At 63.3% G+C, this 19,997-nt stretch carries 19 protein-coding genes; 6 read left to right on the top strand and 13 right to left on the bottom strand.

The annotated features are described in order from the left end of the window. Nucleotides 1-21: 21 nt before the first annotated feature. The 7 genes from hflX to F6S12_RS02150 form a co-directional block, all read right to left on the bottom strand. A complete protein-coding gene (gene hflX / locus F6S12_RS02180; RefSeq protein ID WP_011058939.1) occupies nt 22-1,323 on the bottom strand; it encodes a ribosome rescue GTPase HflX in 1,302 nt (433 codons plus the stop codon). Nucleotides 1,324-1,335: 12 nt separating this feature from the next. Then, complete coding sequence (gene hfq / locus F6S12_RS02175) at nt 1,336-1,596, bottom strand: RNA chaperone Hfq (RefSeq protein ID WP_007921378.1); 261 nt, start codon at nt 1,594-1,596, stop codon at nt 1,336-1,338. Between the two features lie 92 nt (nt 1,597-1,688). Continuing rightward, on the bottom strand, nt 1,689-2,660 hold the full coding sequence (gene miaA / locus F6S12_RS02170; protein WP_053148774.1) for a tRNA (adenosine(37)-N6)-dimethylallyltransferase MiaA: 972 nt from the start codon (nt 2,658-2,660) through the stop codon (nt 1,689-1,691). Beyond that, nucleotides 2,660-4,570, bottom strand: coding sequence for a DNA mismatch repair endonuclease MutL (mutL, locus tag F6S12_RS02165; protein WP_011058937.1), 1,911 nt, complete (start codon nt 4,568-4,570; stop codon nt 2,660-2,662). Before mutL ends, miaA begins: the two co-directional genes overlap by 1 nt. After that, nucleotides 4,567-5,994 (bottom strand): N-acetylmuramoyl-L-alanine amidase, encoded by a 1,428-nt coding sequence (locus F6S12_RS02160; RefSeq protein ID WP_198409248.1) that lies wholly within the window; start codon nt 5,992-5,994, stop codon nt 4,567-4,569. The genes mutL and F6S12_RS02160 overlap by 4 nt, the downstream gene beginning before the upstream one ends. Before the next feature lie 3 nt (nt 5,995-5,997). Beyond that, on the bottom strand, nt 5,998-6,468 hold the full coding sequence (gene tsaE / locus F6S12_RS02155) for a tRNA (adenosine(37)-N6)-threonylcarbamoyltransferase complex ATPase subunit type 1 TsaE (RefSeq protein WP_015633937.1): 471 nt from the start codon (nt 6,466-6,468) through the stop codon (nt 5,998-6,000). Further along, on the bottom strand, nt 6,456-7,316 hold the full coding sequence (locus F6S12_RS02150; protein WP_011058934.1) for an NAD(P)H-hydrate dehydratase: 861 nt from the start codon (nt 7,314-7,316) through the stop codon (nt 6,456-6,458). The genes tsaE and F6S12_RS02150 overlap by 13 nt, the downstream gene beginning before the upstream one ends. Nucleotides 7,317-7,379: 63 nt before the next feature. Between F6S12_RS02150 and queG the strand changes: the two genes are divergently transcribed. Continuing rightward, the gene (queG, locus tag F6S12_RS02145) at nt 7,380-8,459 is read left to right on the top strand and encodes a tRNA epoxyqueuosine(34) reductase QueG (protein ID WP_011058933.1); all 1,080 of its coding nucleotides are present in this window, start codon (nt 7,380-7,382) and stop codon (nt 8,457-8,459) included. Here queG and F6S12_RS02140 read toward each other — a convergent pair. Next, nucleotides 8,441-9,055 (bottom strand): trimeric intracellular cation channel family protein, encoded by a 615-nt coding sequence (locus F6S12_RS02140; RefSeq protein WP_169893104.1) that lies wholly within the window; start codon nt 9,053-9,055, stop codon nt 8,441-8,443. The two genes, queG and F6S12_RS02140, sit on opposite strands and share 19 nt — an antisense overlap. A 117-nt stretch (nt 9,056-9,172) precedes the next feature. Then, on the bottom strand, nt 9,173-9,715 hold the full coding sequence (gene orn / locus F6S12_RS02135; protein WP_011058931.1) for an oligoribonuclease: 543 nt from the start codon (nt 9,713-9,715) through the stop codon (nt 9,173-9,175). Nucleotides 9,716-9,823: 108 nt separating this feature from the next. On the opposite strand from orn, the gene rsgA reads away from it, so the two are divergent. Then, nucleotides 9,824-10,855 carry a small ribosomal subunit biogenesis GTPase RsgA gene (gene rsgA / locus F6S12_RS02130; protein WP_161466574.1) on the top strand — a complete coding sequence of 344 codons (1,032 nt, stop codon included), beginning with the start codon at nt 9,824-9,826 and terminating at the stop codon, nt 10,853-10,855. Between the two features lie 52 nt (nt 10,856-10,907). On the opposite strand, the gene motB is transcribed toward rsgA, so the two are convergent. Continuing rightward, the gene (gene motB / locus F6S12_RS02125; RefSeq protein ID WP_315868687.1) at nt 10,908-12,026 is read right to left on the bottom strand and encodes a flagellar motor protein MotB; all 1,119 of its coding nucleotides are present in this window, start codon (nt 12,024-12,026) and stop codon (nt 10,908-10,910) included. A gap of 3 nt (nt 12,027-12,029) precedes the next feature. Further along, nucleotides 12,030-12,881, bottom strand: a complete 852-nt coding sequence (motA, locus tag F6S12_RS02120) for a flagellar motor stator protein MotA (protein ID WP_011058928.1) — start codon at nt 12,879-12,881, stop codon at nt 12,030-12,032. 166 nt (nt 12,882-13,047) lie between these two features. On the opposite strand from motA, the gene F6S12_RS02115 reads away from it, so the two are divergent. From F6S12_RS02115 to asd, 3 genes are read left to right on the top strand one after another with little or no spacing between them, the layout of a single operon-like run. Then, nucleotides 13,048-14,586 carry an HDOD domain-containing protein gene (locus tag F6S12_RS02115; protein ID WP_011058927.1) on the top strand — a complete coding sequence of 513 codons (1,539 nt, stop codon included), beginning with the start codon at nt 13,048-13,050 and terminating at the stop codon, nt 14,584-14,586. A 43-nt stretch (nt 14,587-14,629) separates the two neighbouring features. Further along, nucleotides 14,630-15,445 (top strand): thiosulfate sulfurtransferase, encoded by an 816-nt coding sequence (gene rhdA / locus F6S12_RS02110; RefSeq protein WP_315868686.1) that lies wholly within the window; start codon nt 14,630-14,632, stop codon nt 15,443-15,445. An 18-nt stretch (nt 15,446-15,463) separates the two neighbouring features. After that, nucleotides 15,464-16,324: an archaetidylserine decarboxylase gene (gene asd, locus F6S12_RS02105; RefSeq protein WP_015633932.1), complete on the top strand. Its 861-nt coding sequence runs from the start codon at nt 15,464-15,466 to the stop codon at nt 16,322-16,324. A 71-nt stretch (nt 16,325-16,395) separates the two neighbouring features. Here the strand turns inward: asd and serB are convergent, their stop codons facing one another. Then, a complete protein-coding gene (gene serB / locus F6S12_RS02100; protein WP_011058924.1) occupies nt 16,396-17,610 on the bottom strand; it encodes a phosphoserine phosphatase SerB in 1,215 nt (404 codons plus the stop codon). 133 nt (nt 17,611-17,743) lie between these two features. Here serB and F6S12_RS02095 point away from each other — a divergent pair, with 133 nt between their 5' ends. After that, nucleotides 17,744-19,270, top strand: coding sequence for an AhpA/YtjB family protein (locus tag F6S12_RS02095; RefSeq protein ID WP_161466571.1), 1,527 nt, complete (start codon nt 17,744-17,746; stop codon nt 19,268-19,270). A gap of 227 nt (nt 19,271-19,497) precedes the next feature. Here the strand turns inward: F6S12_RS02095 and F6S12_RS02090 are convergent. Further along, a partial coding sequence (locus tag F6S12_RS02090) for a PqiC family protein (protein WP_315868685.1) occupies nt 19,498-19,997 on the bottom strand: 500 nt, incomplete at its 5' end.

Genomic DNA, 19,997 nt, shown 5'->3' with positions numbered 1-19,997 from the left:
CACAACCGCTTGCCCAGGCTTTTATTGCAAAGTGTGTTGCTCGATGAATTCCGACGGCTGCATGCCTTCGCGACTGACCAGCCGGTTCAACTCGGCCCGTGGCAGGCGAACAGCAAGCAGGCTGACACCTTCGTCGTCGTGATCTTCTTTCTGCACAGCGTTCAACTGGAAAAACTGTGCTCGCAGTCGAGCAAAACGCTGAGGCAAGCGCAAGGTGCCTACAAACAAATCTTCACCCAGCAGCTCGGCGATGGCCTGCTTGAGCAGATCCAGCCCCTGGCCATCACGGGCCGACAGCCAGACCCGCTGCGGCTTGCCGTCAGGGTCGCGCTGGATCTGCGGCTCCACACCCTCGAGCAAATCGAGTTTGTTATAGACCTCCAGGATCGGCAAGTCTTGAGCCCCGATCTCCCCCAGCACCACCATCACCTGCTCGATCTGCGCCATGCGCTCGGGCTCATGGGCATCGATCACATGCAGCAGCAAATCGGAGTTGCTCGATTCTTCGAGGGTAGCCCGAAACGCCTCCACCAACTTGTGCGGCAGGTGGCGGATGAACCCCACGGTATCGGCCAGCACAATCGGCCCCAGGTCGTCCAGCTCAAGCCGGCGCAGGGTGGGGTCGAGGGTGGCGAACAATTGGTCGGCAGCGAAAACATCGGACGCAGTGACCGCATTGAACAGCGTGGACTTGCCGGCGTTGGTGTAGCCCACCAGGGACACTGAAGGGATATCCGCACGCTTGCGGCCACGACGGGCCTGCTCACGCTGGCTGCGAACCTTCTCCAGGCGCGCCTTGATCTGCCGCAGACGCACTCGCAACAGGCGCCGGTCGGTTTCCAGCTGGGTTTCACCGGGCCCGCGCAGACCGATACCGCCTTTCTGCCGTTCAAGGTGAGTCCAGCCACGAACCAGACGGGTGCTCATGTGCTCAAGCTGGGCCAGTTCAACCTGGAGCTTGCCTTCATGGGTGCGCGCGCGCTGAGCGAAGATATCGAGAATCAGACCCGTGCGGTCGATCACGCGACACTCGAATACACGTTCGAGGTTACGTTCCTGACTGGGTGTGAGGATGTGATTGAAAATCACCAGGTCTACCTGTTCGGCTTTGACCAGGTCGCGTAACTCCTCGACCTTGCCGCTGCCAACCAGGTATTTGGCGGTTGGCCGATGACGCGGCACGCTAACAAACGCGACGGTCTCGGCGCCGGCCGATAATGCCAGCTCCTGAAACTCCTGCGGATCTTCGCGCGCCTCAGGGTCCTGACCATCCAAGTGAACGAGAATGGCCCGTTCACCACCACCGTGGCGCTCAAAGAACAAAGGAGACTCCTATCAGGCGTTACCTGGCTCAGCGTCACCCTGTTCGGATTCGGAAGCGCTAGGCAGGCGAATCGGGCGAACTGGAACCACTGTCGAGATAGCGTGCTTGTAAACCATTTGGCTGACGGTGTTCTTCAGCAGGATGACGAACTGGTCGAAAGACTCGATCGTACCTTGCAGCTTGATCCCGTTGACCAGATAGATGGAAACCCCAACCTTCTCTTTACGCAATGTATTCAAGTAAGGGTCTTGTAGCGAATGCCCTTTTGACATGTGCCGCACTCCTTTAAGGATCAATAATAAAAATCAGAAAACAGATGGCCAAAGCCGTCACACCCCCAAGGATAGACGGCAATTGCAAGGACTCAGCTCAATATGGAGATCGTCCCCAAGTATTTCAAGGCGCGTGGCAGATTGTCGCAATCCAGGCTGTCCAACCATTGCAGGTCAGCCCAACTACGTAACCAGGTGAACTGGCGTTTCGCCAATTGGCGCGTGGCAATGATGCCCCGCTCCTGCATTTCGGCTGACGTCAGCTTGCCATCCAGATGATCCCAGACTTGGCGGTAGCCCACTGCACGTATAGACGGCAACCCGGCATGCAGGTCACTTCTGGAACGCAGAGCTACGACCTCGTCAATGAATCCCTGTTCCAACATTTGTGTGAATCTTTGTGCAATACGCTGGTGCAGTACCTGGCGATTCGCCGGAGCGATGGCCAGATTGGCGACAGTATAGGGCAATTGACTGCGTCCCGATGCGCCTGCTTCAGTACTTTGCGCCAATTGACGCTGGCGATGGGCGGTCATTGTCAGGCCACTGACCCGATAGACCTCAAGCGCCCGGGTCAGACGCTGGGGGTCGTTGGGGTGGATCCGCGCCGCCGACTCGGGGTCCACCGCCGCCAGCTGGTCGTGCAGGGCCTGCCAGCCAAGGCGTGCAGCCTCGTCCTCCAGCTCGGCACGTACCTGCGGATCCGCCGCGGGCATGTCCGCCAGGCCTTCAAGCAGCGCCTTGTAATACAGCATGGTGCCGCCCACCAACAGCGGGATCTTGCCCCGGGCGGTGATATCGGCCATGGCCGCCAGCGCATCGGTACGGAAATCCGCCGCCGAGTAGCTCTCGGCAGGGTCGAGAATATCGATCAGGCGATGGGGAAACTGCGCCAGCAGTTCCCTGGAAGGCTTCGCGGTGCCAATGTCCATGCCGCGGTAGACCAGCGCCGAGTCGACACTGATCAGCTCGCAAGGCAGCACCTTGGTCAGTTCGATGGCCAGATCGGTCTTGCCCGCAGCGGTCGGGCCCATCAGGAAAATCGCTGGAGGAAGCTGGGTCATCAACGGCCGCGCAGAAAGAGTTTGTCCAGATCGTCCAGGCCCATTTGGGTCCAGGTCGGTCGACCGTGGTTGCATTGGCCACTGCGCTCGGTGTTTTCCATGTCCCGCAGCAAGGCGTTCATTTCCGGCAGGGCCAGGCGTCGATTGGCGCGGATCGCGCCGTGGCAGGCCATGGTGCCGAGCAGCTCATTGAGGTGAGCCTGGATCCGGTCACTGGTGCCGTACTCCATCAGGTCCGCCAGTACGTCGTGCACCAGGCGATTGGCTTCCGCCTGCTTCAACAATGCCGGGATCTGGCGGATCGCCAGGGATTCCGGGCCCAGGCGCTGCAGCTCGAAGCCCAGGCGCTGGAACCAGCTCATGTGTTCTTCAGCGCAATCGGCCTCACGCTGGCTGACGGCAATCGACTCCGGCACCAGCAGCGGCTGGCCGCTCAGGCCTTCGCTGGCCATGGCCACCTTCAAGCGCTCGTACATGATCCGCTCGTGAGCTGCGTGCATGTCCACCAGCACCAGACCCAGGGCGTTTTCCGCCAGGATGTAGATCCCCTTGAGCTGGGCCAGGGCATAGCCCAGGGGCGGAATGTCCTCCTGGCCGTCCGGCAAGGCCGCCGCCGGCGCCCCCGGCAACGGGGCAAAGAACTCGCGGTACACGCCCTGGCTCTCGGCGGCCGGCAACACTGGCTGTGGCCGTGGCGTGTACTGATATTGATAGCCACTGCCGGCTCCCGCGCCCGGCGCATTGAAGCTCGGCTGGGATTGGGGCTGCTCCAGAGCCAGGTTCGCGGCCAGGCGCATCTCACCCTGAGGCCCGAACTCACCGGCCTCGATACCTGTCGGGCGCACGATGCCCGCGACCGCCGCCGGCGCCGCCAACTGGTCCTCGGGCCGCACATCACCCAGGGCCCGGTGCAAGGTGCCATAAAGGAAGTCGTGCACCATGCGCCCGTCACGGAAACGCACTTCGTGCTTGGTCGGGTGCACGTTGACGTCGACCACCGACGGGTCGACTTCGAAAAACAGAACAAAGGTCGGGTGTCGACCGTTGAACAGAACATCGCGATAAGCCTGGCGTACCGCGTGAGCCACCAGCTTGTCCCGTACTGCGCGACCGTTGACGTAGAAGTACTGCAGGTCCGCCTGGCTGCGGGAGAAGGTCGGCAAGCCCACCCAGCCCCACAGATGCAAGCCGTTGCGCTCGACCTCGATGGGCAACGCCTGCTCCAGGAAGCCCGAACCGCACACCGCCGCCACACGACGGGCACGAGCGGCGTCGTCCTTGGCCTCGTGCAGGCTGAGGATGCTCTTGCCGTTGTGCCGCAAGTGGAAGGCCACGTCGAAACGCGCCAGGGCCAGGCGCTTGATCACTTCCTGCAGGTGATCGAACTCGGTCTTTTCCGCCTTGAGGAACTTGCGTCGTGCCGGCGTATTGAAGAACAGATCGCGAACTTCCACCGAAGTGCCTACCGGGTGCGCCGCCGGCTGCACCCTTGGTGCCATGTCCCGGCCTTCGGTTTCCACCTGCCAGGCCTGCTCGGCATCCCGGGTACGGGACGTGAGGGTCAGGCGCGCCACGGAGCTGATGGAAGCCAGGGCCTCGCCGCGGAACCCCAGGCTCATCACCCGCTCCAGGTCTTCCAGGTCGCGGATCTTGCTGGTGGCGTGCCGGGCCAGGGCCAGCGGCAAGTCGTCGGAGGAAATGCCGCTACCGTCGTCACGTACCCGCAGCAGCTTGACCCCGGCCTGCTCCACATCCACATCGATGCGCTTGGCGCCGGAGTCCAGGCTGTTTTCCAACAGCTCCTTGATCACCGAAGCAGGGCGCTCGACCACCTCGCCCGCGGCAATCTGGTTGGCCAGGCGCGGGCTGAGCAGCTCGATGCGTGCGCTACTGATTACCGATTCACTCATTCCTTGGCCGCCAGTTCTGTACCGGGGATGGTCAACACCTGCCCCACTTTCAATTCATCGCTTTTCAGGTTGTTGGCACTGCGTAGCGTGGCCGCGGAGACCTGATAGCGCACGGCGATCATGGCCAGGGTTTCCCCCGGATTGACCCGGTGATCACGCGGACCCTGGGCGATCTTCCCGGAATCGCGCAGCCAGGCAATATAGGTGCCCGGTGGAGGGTTCTGCTGGAAGAACTGCCGCACGCCGCTGCTGATGGAGCGCGCCAGGGCCTGCTGATGGCTGGCGGTGGCCAGCTTCGAGGCCTCGTTGGAGTTGGAGATAAAGCCGGTTTCCACCAGGATCGACGGAATATCCGGGGATTTGAGCACCATGAACCCGGCCTGTTCCACCCGCTGCTTGTGCAACGGAGTCACCCGGCCGATGTTGTTCAGGACTTTCTGCCCGACATTCAGACTGGAGGTCAGGGACGCTGTCATCGACAGGTCCAGCAGCACCCCGGCCAGCATCCGGTCCTTGTCATCCAGGCTGACGTTGCCAGCCCCGCCGATCAGGTCGGAACGGTTCTCGCTGTCCGCCAGCCAGCGCGCGGTTTCCGACGTGGCACCACGTTCAGACAAGGCAAACACCGATGCGCCAAAGGCCGCGGCCGAAGGCGCAGCGTCGGCGTGGATCGAGACGAACAGGTCGGCGCCCTTCTTGCGGGCGATCTCGGTACGACCGCGCAATGGAATGAAGTAGTCGCCAGTACGGGTCAGCTCGGCGCGGAAACCCTTGAGGCCATTGACCTGACGCTGCAATTCGCGAGCAATGGCCAGCACCACGTCTTTTTCATGCTGCCCGCGGGAGCCGGAGGCACCCGGGTCTTCGCCGCCGTGGCCGGCATCGATCACCACAATGATGTCGCGCTTGCCCGCCGGGGCTGGCGGCAGCTTGATCGCCGGCTCCGCCGGAGTGACGGGCACTGCTGGGACAGTGGCCACAGTAGGTGGCGGCGCAGCAGGTGGCGCGGCGTCAGCCGGGTTGTCGAACAGATCGACCACCAGGCGATTGCCGTACTGAGCGTTGGGCGCCAGGGTGAAACTCTTCGGCGTGACGGCCTTTTTCAGGTCGATGACCACCCGCAGGTCACTGGGCGTGCGCTGTGCCGAGCGCATGGCGGTAATCGGTGTATTGGCCGTGGCGACATTCAGCGGACCGCCAAGGGTCGCGCCATTGATATCGATCACCAGACGATCCGGGGCCGTCAGGGTAAAGACGCTGTGCTGAACCGGGCCGGACAGGTCGAATACCAGTCGCGTGTTATCCGGTGCCCGCCACAGGCGGACGCTGCGAACCTGTGTAGCGGCCACAGCATCGACGGCCAATGCCGTAAGCAACAGTCCTACGACAGCAACCAACGCGCGAATGCGCATACCTAACCCCATCAATTATTTGAATTCCAACGCCAAAGCGGCACACCAGGACTCGCCACGCGAGCCTTGAGACAACAGATGCACAGAACGCCCATTGTTATGCGGGGTAATGGTAATGGTCAGGTCAGGCTTTGGCAAAAAGCCTGCACCACGCTGGGGCCACTCCAGCAGGCACAGAGCATCGCCCTCGAAGTAGTCGCGAATCCCCAGGAACTCCAGCTCCTCAGGATCCACCAGGCGGTACAGGTCGAAGTGGAAAGCCCGCACCGAGCCGATCTCGTACGGTTCGACCAGGGTAAAGGTCGGACTCTTCACTGCCCCCGCGTGCCCCAGGCCACGGATGATCCCTCGCGACAAGGTGGTTTTGCCCGCTCCCAGGTCGCCCTCGAGGAAGATCACCCCCACGCCTTGGGTCACCTGGGCAATACGTGCACCAAATTCCACCATGGCCTGTTCGTCGGCCAGAAAAAGGGTTAACTCAGACACGGTGATTGTTCCTCCAACAACTGACGAATGGCTGGAATCAGATCACTGGCCGCCAGCCCTCGGCCCAATTTGCCTTGCTGCTCGCCCGCGCTGGCATGCAGCCAGACCGCCAGGCAGGCGGCATCGAATGCCGACAAGCCTTGCGCCAGCAAGGCGCCGATCAGGCCAGCCAGCACATCACCCAAGCCTGCCGTGGCCATCGCCGGATGCCCTACGTCACAGCGGGCCAGCCGCCCATCGGCAGTGGCGATCAGGCTACCGGCCCCCTTGAGTACCGCAACCGCTGCGTATTTTTTGCTCAACGCCAGGGCCGCTGCAGGGCGATCCGCCTGCACCTCGGCGCTGGAGATACCCAGCAGCCGCGCCGCCTCTCCCGGATGGGGAGTGATGACACTCGCGGCAGGCAGTTGCAGCCCGCCCTCGGCCAGCAGGTTCAAGGCATCGGCATCCCACACCTGGGGCAACGGCGCATTGGCCGCCGCCGACAGCAGACTGCGCCCCCAGGCGCCCTGCCCCAACCCCGGCCCGACCACCAGCACCGTGGCCCGAGCCAGCAACCCCATCAACTGGTTGGCCGAATGAGTGCCCTGGGTCATGACCTCAGGCAAGCGCGCCGCAGCGGCAGCCACATGCTCACTGCGGGTCGCCAGGGACACCAGCCCCGCGCCACTGCGCAAGGCACTTTCCGCACTCAGCAAGGCGGCGCCGGCAAAACCTCGATCGCCCCCAATCAGCAACAGGTGCCCGAACTGGCCCTTGTGGGCATCGCGAAGTCGTCCATTCAGATGTGGCAAATGGCCAGAAGTCAGCAACTGAACGTCAGGTAGAGGGTGTTTTGTCTGCGGCATGCGTCTTCGAGCTCCGATGTCTGGCAGAATTATACGCACCTCAGCCCCGGTTTCTCTCGCCTCATGCCCGCTATTACCCAGGATCTTCCCGCTCTCGCCCAATCGATCAAGGACTGGGGCCGCGAACTGGGCTTTCAACAAGTCGGCATCAGCGGCCTGGACCTGGCCGAGCATGAGCAGCACCTGGAACGCTGGCTCGCCGCCGGCTACCACGGCGAGATGGAATACATGGGCGCCCACGGCAGCAAACGCTCCCATCCCGACCAGTTGGTGCCTGGCACCCTGCGGGTGGTTTCGCTGCGCATGGACTACCTGCCCGGCGACACCCAGATGGCCCAGCGCCTGGCCCAGCCTTCCAAGGCCTACGTTTCGCGCTATGCCCTGGGGCGCGATTATCACAAGCTGATCCGCAAGCGCGTACAGCAACTGGCCGAGCGCATCCAGCAAGCCATCGGCCCCTTTGGCTACCGCGCCTTCGTCGATAGCGCTCCGGTGCTGGAAAAAGCCATCGCCGAACAGGCCGGGCTCGGCTGGATCGGCAAGAACACCCTGGTGCTGAATCGCAAAGCCGGCAGCTACTTCTTCCTCAGTGAACTGTTCGTCGACCTGCCCCTGCCGGTGGACGCGCCCCACGCCACGGAGCACTGCGGCCGCTGCACCGCCTGCCTGGACATCTGCCCGACCAACGCCTTCGTCGGCCCCTATGTGCTGGATGCCCGACGTTGCATTTCCTACCTGACCATCGAGCTCAAAAGCGCCATCCCCGAAGACCTGCGCCCGCTGATCGGCAACCGGGTATTCGGCTGCGATGACTGCCAGATCGTCTGCCCCTGGAATCGCTTCGCCCGCTCAACGGCCGAGGGCGACTTCAAGCCCCGGCACAACCTGGACAATGCCGAACTGGCAGAGCTGTTCATGTGGGACGAGGACAAATTCCTCAGCAATACCGAAGGTTCACCCTTGCGCCGCGCCGGCTACGAGCGCTGGCTACGCAACCTGGCGGTGGGCCTGGGCAACGCACCCTCTAGCATTCCGGTTCTGGAAGCCCTCAAGGCCCGCCAGGACTACCCCTCGGAACTGGTTCGCGAACATGTGCAATGGGCCCTGGACCAGCACGCCAACCGTCAGTGTTCGTCGTTGTAGACGAACTTGGGCATTTCCCAGTGAAAACGGATCGCCAGCAGGCGCAATAGAAAGCCGCCGAACAGGGTGACCAGGATCGACTGCTCGCTGGGCAGTTGCAGGTAGATGCACAGCATGTAGCACCAGGCCGCGGCGAAGGACACGCTGGCGTACAGCTCGCGGCGAAAGATCAGCGGGATATCGTTGCAGAAGATGTCCCTGAGGATGCCGCCAAAGACCCCGGTGATCACCCCACTGACTGAAGCCACCAGCATGCCGTGGCCCATTTCCAGGGCAGTCATGCAGCCGATCAGGGTAAAGGCCACCAGGCCCACGGCGTCGAGCACCAGAAACAGCGAGCGCAGGTGACGCATCAAGGGCGCGATGAAGATCGTCACCAACGCCGCCACCGAGGTCAGCACCAGGTATTCCGGGTGCTTGACCCAGGTCAGCGGGTAGTGGCCCAGCAGCACATCACGCACCGAACCGCCGCCGAGTGCGGTGACGCAGGCAATCAGCACCACACCGAACCAGTCCATGCCGCGCCGGCCGGCAGACAGGGCGCCGGTCATGGCTTCGGCGGTAATGGCAATCAGATAAAGCATCAACAGCATGATGGCGGTCCTTGCAGGAAGGCGCGCAGTCTACTCAGTTGAAGCGGGCACCAAAAGGGGGCGGGTACGGGCGCCGAGTCGCAGCGGGCGCCCGTTCGCCGGCAAGTCGGCGCCTGCGGGTCAGAACTTGATGAAGTGCTTGCGGTAGTGCTGGAGCTCGGCAATGGACTCGCGAATATCGTCCAGGGCCAGGTGGGTGCTGCCTTTCTTGAAGCTGTCGCGCACGTCCGGCGCCCAGCGGGCGGCCAGTTCCTTGAGGGTCGAGACGTCCAGGTTGCGGTAGTGGAAGTAGCTTTCCAGAGCCTTCATGTGGCGGTACAGGAAGCGCCGGTCCTGGCAGATGCTGTTGCCGCAGATCGGCGATTTGCCCTTGGGTACCCACTGCTCCAGGAAGGCAATGGTCTGGGCTTCTGCTTCGGCCATGCTGATGCGGCTTTCGCGAACCCGCTGGGTCAGACCGGAACCACCGTGCTGGCGGGTGTTCCATTCATCCATGCCGGCGAGGATCTCGTCGCTCTGGTGGATGGCGATGACCGGTCCTTCAGCCAAGGTGTTGAGGTTGCTGTCAGTGACAATGGTGGCCATCTCGATGATGACGTCGGTGTCAGGGTTCAGACCGGTCATTTCCAGGTCGATCCAAATCAGGTTCTGCGGGTTTTGCATGGGTGGGCTCCTCGGCGTAGTTGCGCAGTTTAGCCTAGAGGGCCTGCCCGGCGTGCTAAACTCGCCGCCGTTTTACCTATCCGCCGTAATTATCGACACGGAACACCAATGGCCAAACGCCAGCTCAATCGCCGCCAAAACTGGCGCATCGAAAAGATCCAGGGTGAGCGCGCCGCCCGCGCCGCCAAACGCGAGTCCTCTGCCGTCGAGGCGCTGGAAGGTGGCGACCTGGGCCCGGAACAGACCGGCCTGGTCATCGCTCACTTCGGCGTCCAGGTCGAAGTCGAGGCTCGCGAAGGCGAAACGGCCGGCCAGGTATTCCGCTGCTACCTGCGGGCCAACCTGCCGGCCCTGGTGACCGGCGACCAGGTAGTCTGGCGCGCCGGCAACCAGGGCATCGGGGTGATCGTCGCGCAACTGCCGCGCAGCACCGAGCTGTGCCGCCCGGACAGCCGCGGCCAGCTCAAGCCGGTGGCCGCCAACGTCGACATGATCGTGATCGTGTTTGCGCCCATGCCCGAGCCCCACGCCAACCTGATCGACCGCTACCTGGTAGCCGCCGAGCATGCTGGAATCCGGCCGTTGCTGCTGCTGAACAAGGCCGACCTGATCGATGAGCAGAACGCCCCTGCGCTCAACGCCCTGCTCGCGGTCTACCGTCAGCTGGGCTACCCGCTGCTGGAGGTCTCGGCTCATCACGGCGACGGCATGGAGCAGTTGCAAGCCCTGCTGGACGGGCGCATCAGTGTATTCGTCGGCCAGTCGGGGGTGGGCAAGTCGTCCCTGGTCAACAGCCTGCTGCCGGAAGTCGAAACCCGCGTCGGCCCGCTGTCGGAGCTCTCCGGCCAGGGCACTCACACCACCACGACCGCGCGCCTGTTCCACTTCCCCGGTGGCGGTGAGCTGATCGACTCCCCCGGTATCCGTGAGTTCGGCCTCGGCCATGTCAGCCGCGCCGATGTCGAGGCCGGGTTCATCGAGTTCAATGACTTGCTGGGCACCTGCCGCTTCCGCGATTGCAAGCACGATCGCGAGCCGGGCTGTGCCTTGCTCAAGGCCCTGGAAGACGGGCGGATCCAGCAGCAACGGATGAACAGCTACCGCTCGATCCTCGCCAGCCTGCCAGACAACAGTTACTGATTGACCTGACCCAGATACGACAAGGCCGCGATCTTCGCGGCCTTGTCGTTTGTCACTTCGCCGTGCCCGGCGTAGCGGGCGGCGCCACCGGAGCAGTGGGAGCTGGAGCTGGAGCTGGAGCTGGAGCTGGAGCCGAAGACTGGCCCGCCGCACCCTGCTCGTCCATCTTCAGCACACCGTCCTCGAAGATATTCATACGTTGACGCACCTCGTGCGCCGGCAGCGGTTCGCTACCGGGCGGCAAGGCATTCGGGTCGGCTGCCGCCCCCGGTACTTCACCGGGAGCACCGCTACCCTGGGTCGGTACCGGAGCATTGGGATCGGTCTGCTCACCCTCGATGGCACGCTGGGCCTTCTTGGTCAGCACGACGATATCGATGCGCCGGTTGACCGGGTTGAACGGGTCCTTGCGATCGAATAGAGCCGACGAAGCAAAGCCCACCACACGCGCAACTTGCGGATCAGGATAACCACCCGCCACCAGCGCCCGACGCGCAGCGTTGGCCCGGTTGGCCGACAGTTCCCAGTTGCCGAAGTCGCCAGTGCCCGAATAGGGCTTGGCGTCGGTGTGACCGCTGATGCTGATCTTGTTCGGCACGGTCTTGATGGTGTCAGCCATGGCCAGCAGGATGTCTTCGAAATACGGCTTCAGACGTGCACTGCCAGAGTCGAACATCGGCCGGTTCTCGGCGTCCATGATCTGGATCCGCAGGCCGTCCGGGGTGATCTCGAAGAGGATCTGGTCCTTGAACTTCTGCAGTTGCGGGTTTTCTTCAACCTTGTTCTGCAACTCTTGCAACAGCAACTCGAGACGCTCGCGCTCGACCTGCTCGGCCATGCCCTCCACCTGGTCGGCATCCACCGTGACCTTGTCCGGTTGTGGCTGGGACTTGATCTCGGGGTTGAGGGTGTTGTCCGGCGCCAGCTCAGGAGAGCCGCCCAGGTCGATGATGTAGGGCGTACCGCTTTCCGAGAAGCCGATCGGATCCTTGAAGTAACCGGCGATGGCGATCTTCTGTTCCGGGGTGGCCGTGGACAGCAGCCACAACACCAGGAAGAACGCCATCATCGCCGTGGCGAAGTCGGCGAAGGCGATTTTCCAGGCGCCCCCGTGATGTCCGCCAGCGAAGCGCTTGACGCGCTTGATGATAATCGGCTGATTATTTTCCATGACTTAGCGACCGCGAACCGCTTGTTCCAGCTCGGCGAAGCTAGGACGGTGCGCCGGGTACAGAACCTTGCGCCCGAACTCCACGGCCAGGGACGGCGGCATGCCAGAAGCCGAGGCCACCAGCGACGCCTTGATGGCTTCGTAGACGTTCAGTTCTTCCTTGGCGTCGTGGGCCAGGGAGTGGGCCAGCGGGCCGAAGAAGCCATAGGCCGCGAGAATACCGAAGAAGGTACCCACCAGCGCCGCACCTACGTGCAGGCCGATGGACTTCTGGTCGCCATCGCCCAGGGAGGCCATGGTCACCACGATCCCCAATACCGCCGCGACGATACCGAAACCGGGCATGCCGTCGGCAATCCCGTTGACCGCATGGGATGGATGCTCGAGGTCTTCCTTGAGGCTGAACAGCTCCATGTCGAACAGGCCTTCCAGCTCGTGGGGAGCCATGTTGCCGGAGGACATGATGCGCAGATAGTCACAGACGAAGGCGGTCATGCGTTCATCTTTGAGCACCGCCGGGTACTTGGCGAAAATCGGGCTGGCCGCGGCGTCCTCGATATCGCCTTCGATGGCCATCATGCCTTCGCGACGACTCTTGTTGAGGATCTCGTAGATCAGGCCCAGCACTTCCAAGTAGAAGGTGTGGGTGAAGCGCGAGCTGAACATGCCCAGGGATTTCTTGACGACGTGCATCGTCATATAGCCCGGGTTGGCCTGGAGGAATGCGCCAAAGGCTGCGCCGCCGATGATCAGCACTTCGAAAGGCTGGATCAGTGCCGCGATTTTGCCGTGGGAAAGCACGTATCCGCCGAGCACGCTCGCGAATACGACGATGATGCCGATAATTTTAGCCATAGGTAGGGGAGTACTTATTGAGTCGGGTTCAAGGTCATATTCGGAAGTTCTTAAAACTCTTCTTCTACTTATCGGCAAAACTGCGCCAGACTATAGCCAGTTAAGGCGAAAAGCCAGTTTGGCCCGCTCTGGGCGTGTTCACAGCAGACGATGATTGCGCCCGACCATGTCTAATGAAACCAGCGTCCCACATTCTCCGCCCGCCTCTCTCGACGCCTGGGTAAAGCTCCTCAATGGCGTGCGCCTGCCGGTGCCCCAGGCCAGCCATGACCGGGTCTGCCGCGCCATCGCCAACAACCGCAGCTCGCTGCGGGAGATTGTCGATCTGATGCAAAACAGCCCGGCACTGGCCTTGAGCGTGATCCGCGAAGCCAACCGGCATTCCCACGGCAGCATGAGCGAACCGGCGGAAAACCTGGAGATCGCGGTCAATCGACTGGGCCTCAAGCGTACCGAGGAGTTGCTCGAGCAACTGCCGACGCTGCCTGAAGAGCAGATCCCCCAGGCATTGCGCCAGTTCCAGCTGATCAGCCAGCACGCCAGCCAGCAAGCCAATGGCTTCTTTGCCGGACGCCTGGCGCGACTCTGGCAGGACATCCACTGGGGCAGCCTGCTGTTTCTCTCGCCGCTGTGGGCCATGGCCCTGGTCTATCCCAAGCTGCTGGAAGAGTGGGAACTGCGGGTCATCTACAAGCACGAATCCGCACACGACGTTGAACTGCAACTGTTCGGAGTGCGGCTGATGGAAATGTGCCAGGCCCTGGTCCTGGCCTGGCACCTGCCGATCTGGGTCCAGCAGGGCTATCGCCTGCTGACCCAGGAGCAGCACCTGCTGGCCAAGGTCATGCTGATTGCCCGCGACAGCGACAACCCGCTGCGCCAGCAACAACGCCTGGACGCTGAACCGGACCTGCGGCGCTGGCTGAACCAGCCGGCCAACACTGTGTTGCTGGCCAACGGACTGGCGCTGGCGGCGCAACAGTCCTGGAACAGTCCCCATGGCCGGCGCTGGCAGAACCTTACCGCTCTTTATCTGCAGATCCCCCTGGACCAGGTCCAGCAACAGTTGCACCAACAGGCAGCACAAAGCGCCCGCAACGACACCCAGCCCGATCTCTGGCACCCGGCCCAGGCCCTGCTCTGGCCTTGGGATGCCCGACGCCTGCATCACGGCGAGCAACCAGCCCCGGCGCCCACCGCACTGGAACTGGCCAAGTGGCGCAAGCTCTGCGGCGAACTGTTGCTGGACCCCAGCCCCTTTACCAACGCCGTGCACCTTACCGGCTTTGCCCGGGATGCCTTGGCGGCATGCGGCATGCATCGGGTCATGCTGCTGATGGTCGATCGCAGCCTGAGCCACCTGCGAGTGCAACAGCTTTACGGCCTGCCCAGGGAAGCGGCCAGCCTGACCCTGCAGGCCAAGCAGAGCCCGCTGTTGCAACGCCTGCTGGAAAAATCCGCGCAGATCCGCCTGACCCCGGCCAACCGGGCCCAGTTCGCCCCTCACCTGCCAAGCTCGCTGCGCCAGCTGTTTCGCGGCGAACACCTGCTGATCCGCTCACTGTCGTGCAATGGCCGGGTACTGATGCTGGCGATCGCCGACCAGGGCGGCGTGCCGTTCTCGGAAATCAGCGTCCAGGCCTTCGGCAAGACCGCCCAGTGCATCGAAAAAGCCTTGCACAGCTTTACCAACCGCAGCCAATGACGCTTGCGCTACAATCCTTCCCTTTGCGCCCTGGGGACCTGACATGTCTGACTTCTCTGGCTTGCCGCTGGTCATTGAACCGAGCGACCTGCTCGCCCGCCTGAACGCCCGCGAACTGATCCTGGTCGACCTGACCAGCGCTGCCCGCTATGCAACCGGGCATATTCCCGGGGCGCGCTTCGTCGACCCCAAGCGCACTCAGCTGGGCCAGGCGCCGGCTCCCGGGCTGCTGCCGCCGCAAGCGACGCTTGAAACGCTGTTCGGCGAACTCGGGCACAACCCGGACGCGGTCTATGTGGTCTACGACGATGAAGGCGGTGGCTGGGCCGGGCGCTTCATCTGGCTGCTGGACGTGATCGGCCACCACCGCTACCACTACCTCGACGGAGGCCTGCCGGCCTGGCTGGCGGAAGGCCTGCCCGTGTCTACCGAAGTGCCGGCCGCGGTCGGCGGCCCCGTGGCGCTGGCCCTGCATGACGAGCCCACCGCCACCCGCGAATACCTGCAAAGCCGTCTCGGCGCGGCGGACCTGGTGATCTGGGACGCCCGCGGACCGCTGGAGTACTCCGGCGAAAAAGTCCTGGCAGCCAAGGGCGGGCATATCCCCGGCGCGGTGAATTTCGAATGGACCGCCGGCATGGATCAGGCACGCCACCTGCGCATCCGCCGCGACATGCCACAGATCCTTGCGGACCTGGGCATCAGCAAAGACAAAGAAGTGATCACCCACTGCCAGACCCACCATCGCTCCGGCTTCACCTATCTGGTGGCCAAGGCGCTGGGCTACCCACGGGTCAAGGGCTACGCCGGTTCCTGGGGCGAATGGGGCAATCATCCCGATACGCCCGTAGAGATTTAAGGTTTTTAAGGACACCCAATGAAAAAGCGTTTGTTCATCATCAGCCAGTACCTGCTGCCTCATCACCTGCTGTCGCGCCTGGCCGGCTGCATTGCCGAGTGCCGCGTGCGCTGGTTCAAGAATGCCTTCACCCGCTGGTTCGCCAAGCAGTATCAAGTGGATATGTCCGAGGCCCAGGTCGAGGACGTGACCGCCTACGAGCATTTCAACGCCTTCTTCACCCGCGCCCTCAAAGACGGCGCGCGGCCGCTGGACCCGACCCCGGGCGCGGTGCTCAGCCCTGCCGACGGCGCGGTCAGCCAACTGGGCCCGATCGAACACGGCCGAGTGTTCCAGGCCAAGGGCCACAGCTACAGCGTGCTGGAACTGCTGGGCGGTGACCCGGCCCTGGCACAGCCGTTCATGGGCGGCGACTTTGCCACCATCTACCTCTCCCCCAAGGACTACCACCGGGTGCACATGCCCCTGGCCGGCACCCTGCGGGAAATGGTCTATGTGCCGGGCCGGATCTTCTCGGTCAACCAGACTACCGCTGAAAACGTACCCGAGCTGTTCGCACGCAACGAGCGCGTGGTGTGCATCTTCGATACCGAGCGCGGCCCGATGGCGCTGGTGCTGGTGGGCGCGATGATCGTCGCTTCGATCGAAACCGTCTGGGCCGGCCTGGTAACGCCGCCCAAGCGCGAACTCAAGACCGTGCGCTACGACGAAGCCGCCCGCGCTCCGATCCACCTGGAGAAAGGCGCCGAAATGGGCCGCTTCAAGCTGGGCTCCACGGCCATCGTGCTGTTTGGCCCGGACCAGGTGCAGTGGGCCCAAGAGCTGGCTGCCGGCTCGCCCGTGCGGATGGGCCAGGGCCTGGGCCTGCCCAAGGCTTGAGGCCTGAATGCCGGACATAAAAAACGCCGCTGATCAGCGGCGTTTTTTATGAGCGGGGATTTTCCGGCGGCTCAGAGTTGCCCGTCGCGGTCACGGAACCCCAGCAGGTACAGCACGCCATCCAGGCCCAGGGTCGAGATCGCCTGCTTGGCCGACTGCTTGACCAGCGGCTTAGCGCGGAATGCCACGCCCAGGCCGGCAATGCCGAGCATCGGCAAATCGTTGGCGCCATCGCCGACAGCGATGGTCTGCTCCAGGCGCAGGCCTTCCTTGTGCGCCAGCTCACGTAGCAGATCGGCCTTGCGCTGGGCGTCGACAATCGGCTCCACCGCCACGCCAGTGACCTTGCCGTCCACCACTTCCAGCTCGTTGGCGAACACGTAGTCGATACCCAGCTTGGCTTGCAGCTGCTTGGCAAAGTAGGTGAAGCCGCCGGAGAGGATCGCGGTCTTGTAGCCCAGGCGCTTGAGCTCGGCGAACAGGGTTTCGGCGCCCTCGGTCAGGCGCAGGGAGGCGCCGATGGCGTCCAGCACATTGACGTCCAGGCCCTTGAGTAGCGCCAGGCGCTCCTTGAAACTGGCGCGGAAGTCCAGCTCGCCGGCCATCGCCCGCTCGGTGATTTCCGCGACCCGATCGCCGACACCGGCCGCCTTGGCCAGCTCGTCGATGACTTCGGCCTCGATCAGCGTCGAATCCATGTCGAACACCGCCAGGCGCCGGTTACGGCGGAACAGCGAGTCTTCCTGGAAAGCGATATCGACGTTCAGCTCCTGGGCCACGCTGAGGAACTCGGCCCGCAGGGCTTGCGGATCGGCGGCTTCGCCACGTACCGAGAACTCGATGCAGCCCTTGCCCTGGTCGGCAGGCATATCCAGGGGCATGCGCCCGGACAGGCGATCGATATGGTCGATGTTCAGGCCGTACTTGGCGGTGATGGAACTCACGCGCTGCAACTGTTCGGCGGTAACCTTGCGCGTCAGCAGGGTCACGATATGGCGCTTCTTGCCCTGCCCGGCGACCCACTGCTGGTAATCCTCCTCGGACACCGGCGTGAAGCGCACCTGCTGGTCGAGCTTGTAGGCGGTGAACAGGATGTCCTTGAGCACCGACGAGCTCTGCTCGTTGCTGGGAATTTCAACCAGGATGCCGAACGACAAGGTGTCGTGGATCACCGCCTGACCGATGTCGAGAATGTTCACACCACCCTGGGCCAGAACGCCGGTAATGGCCGCAGTCAGACCGGGACGATCTTCGCCGGTGATGTTTATCAGGACAATTTCGCGCAAGGCGCACCCCCGAGGTGGAAAAAAAGCGCATTCTACCCACTTTCGGTGACCATCGGGCACAGCCAGCGCTTTGCCGGTCTAGGGCCTGTCGCTATACTGCGCGTCAACTTCACGGACAAAAGAGCCGAGCTCAGTGAACCGGCCCACGCCAGTTAAAACCGATAACTTCTTCCTGCTGATCTTCCGTGCACTGCGCCACCGCCGTGTGCCGATTGCATTGCGCATTGCCAGCCATAACGTGATCCTGGTCGCCCTGGCCCTGGTGATCTATGCCGGCGTGATGGGCCTGCAGTTCAAGCAAGCCATGCACGAACAAGCCGACGCCCTGGGTCAGAGCCTGACCACCCAGACCGCCACCTCGGCCACCGAGCTGCTGGTGTCCAACGACATCCTCAGCCTCAATGTCCTGCTCAACAATCTGACCAAGAACCCGCTGGTGGCCCACGCGGCCATCTACAGCGTGGACAACCGCATCCTCGCCGAGGCCGGCCAGCGCCCCAAGAGCAGCCTGCTGGGTGAAACCGAGGGCGTGTACCAGACCAAGATCACCTTCCAGGACGTGACCGCGGGCAACCTGCGAATCAGCCTGGACATGGCGCAATTCCAGCAGCCGATGACCATCAGCCTGCAAAGCATGGGCATCCTCAGCGCCATCCTGCTGGCCCTGGCCCTGGCCTTGAGCCTGCGCCTGGGGCGGCACATCTCGACTCCGCTGCTGCAACTGCGAGTCTGGCTGCGTGACCTGGACGAACACACTCCCGCCACTCAGCGCCAGGACGAAATCGGCGATCTGGCGCGTCAGCTGCATGCCCGCCTGGTGCCGGAAAAACCCGAACCGGCACCGCAGCCCGAGACTGAAGTACAAGACGACGAGGACGATGAGCCGGCATTCGAAGTGCGCAACCTGCGGGACCCGAGCTTCGACGAAAGCGCTCCGGTAGCAGGCCTGAAGCCTGCACCCCGGCACCTGGTTCACGCCGAAGAAGACGAACTGGACGAGGAAGACCCCTTCGCCGACCTGCGGGACAGCTCATCGACGCCTGCTGCCAAGCCACAACCGCAACCACAGGTTCCGGCCCAGCCCCAGCACAGTGCGGTACTGGCGGTGCAACTCGGCGCCCAGGAGCAACTGCGACGCCTGCCCCGCGCCCGCCTGATGGAACTGCTGGAACGCTACCGCGATTGCCTCGACCAGGCCGCCTCGCTGTACCAGAGCGAACTACATACCCTGAACGATGGCAGCACGCTGATGCTGTTCCACAGCGAAGACAGCGGTGACGACTACCTGACCAACGCCATCTGCTGCGGCGAGTTGCTGCGCGCCCTGGGCCATGCCCTGCAGATCGAAGTGGCGGACAGCGGCATCACCCTGCAACTGCAACTGGGCCTGACCCTGGGCGACGAACTGTTCGGCCTGAGCCAGATCGACCTGCTGCTCACCGAAACCGCTCAGGATGCCCTGGCCCTGTCCCAGCACAGCCGCAACCTGCTGCTGGTGGAGCGCAAGGTCAATGACGACCCGCTGCTGCGCCAGCGGGCACGTATTCGCCCGATCGCCAGCCCGGAAGGTGCCTGCTGCGTGGAACGCCTGATGGAGCCCTACCCGTCGATGCTGGAGCGGCAACTGGCACGCATGCATGAAACACGGGCCAAGCTGTAAGGCTGACCCGCAAAAAGAAGCCCGCCCAGTGCGGGCTTTTTCATGAGCTTTGTGTAGCCGCTGGCGCAGCCTGCGACAAGCCCCGCAGGGGCTTCAACGCTGGTGATATCGCTGCGTGCCTGCGGCCCGCTCGCAGCCTTCGGCAGCGGCTACAGGAGATTGCGTTGGCCAGAGCCAGAAACGACAAGGCCCGCTGTTGGGCGGGCCTTGTCTCGCGGCATGTCAACTCAGAACCTGAACACTTCCATATCCGTGCGGATCGGCGTGGCCATCGGGATCTTCGGTTGCTTTTCCTGCTCGGCAGGCTTGGGCGCAGGAGCCGGGGCCGCCTTGCGTGGCACCTCCGCCACCGCCGGCTGATTGGCCAGAGGCTTGAGGGCACCCGACAACTGTTCCGCCAGACGCTGCAACAGCACGCCCTGGGCCTGGACCTGGGACGCCGTGGTTCCCGCGTGCTGCTCCTGCAGATGAACGATGCGGTTGTCCCGCACCTGGCCACGACGGTCGATCAGGCGCCATTGCGCATCCAGCACCGCCGGCTGCGACTTGCCTGAATCCAGGCGAGTGATCGACAGCAGCACCTGGACATCCGGAGTGAAGCCGCTGGTGGCCGGAGCCAATACAACCCGCTGGCTGTCGAGATGACCGGCCACCTGACGCAACAGCAACTGGTCGATGTCCGAAGACAGGCTGCCGGCCCAGCGACCATCAGTGGAGGCCTGCAGGC

Source organism: Pseudomonas sp. JV245A (assembly GCF_032424515.1).
Classification (GTDB): Bacteria; Pseudomonadota; Gammaproteobacteria; order Pseudomonadales; family Pseudomonadaceae; genus Aquipseudomonas; species Aquipseudomonas protegens.
This window is presented reverse-complemented; position numbering and strand designations above follow the sequence as displayed.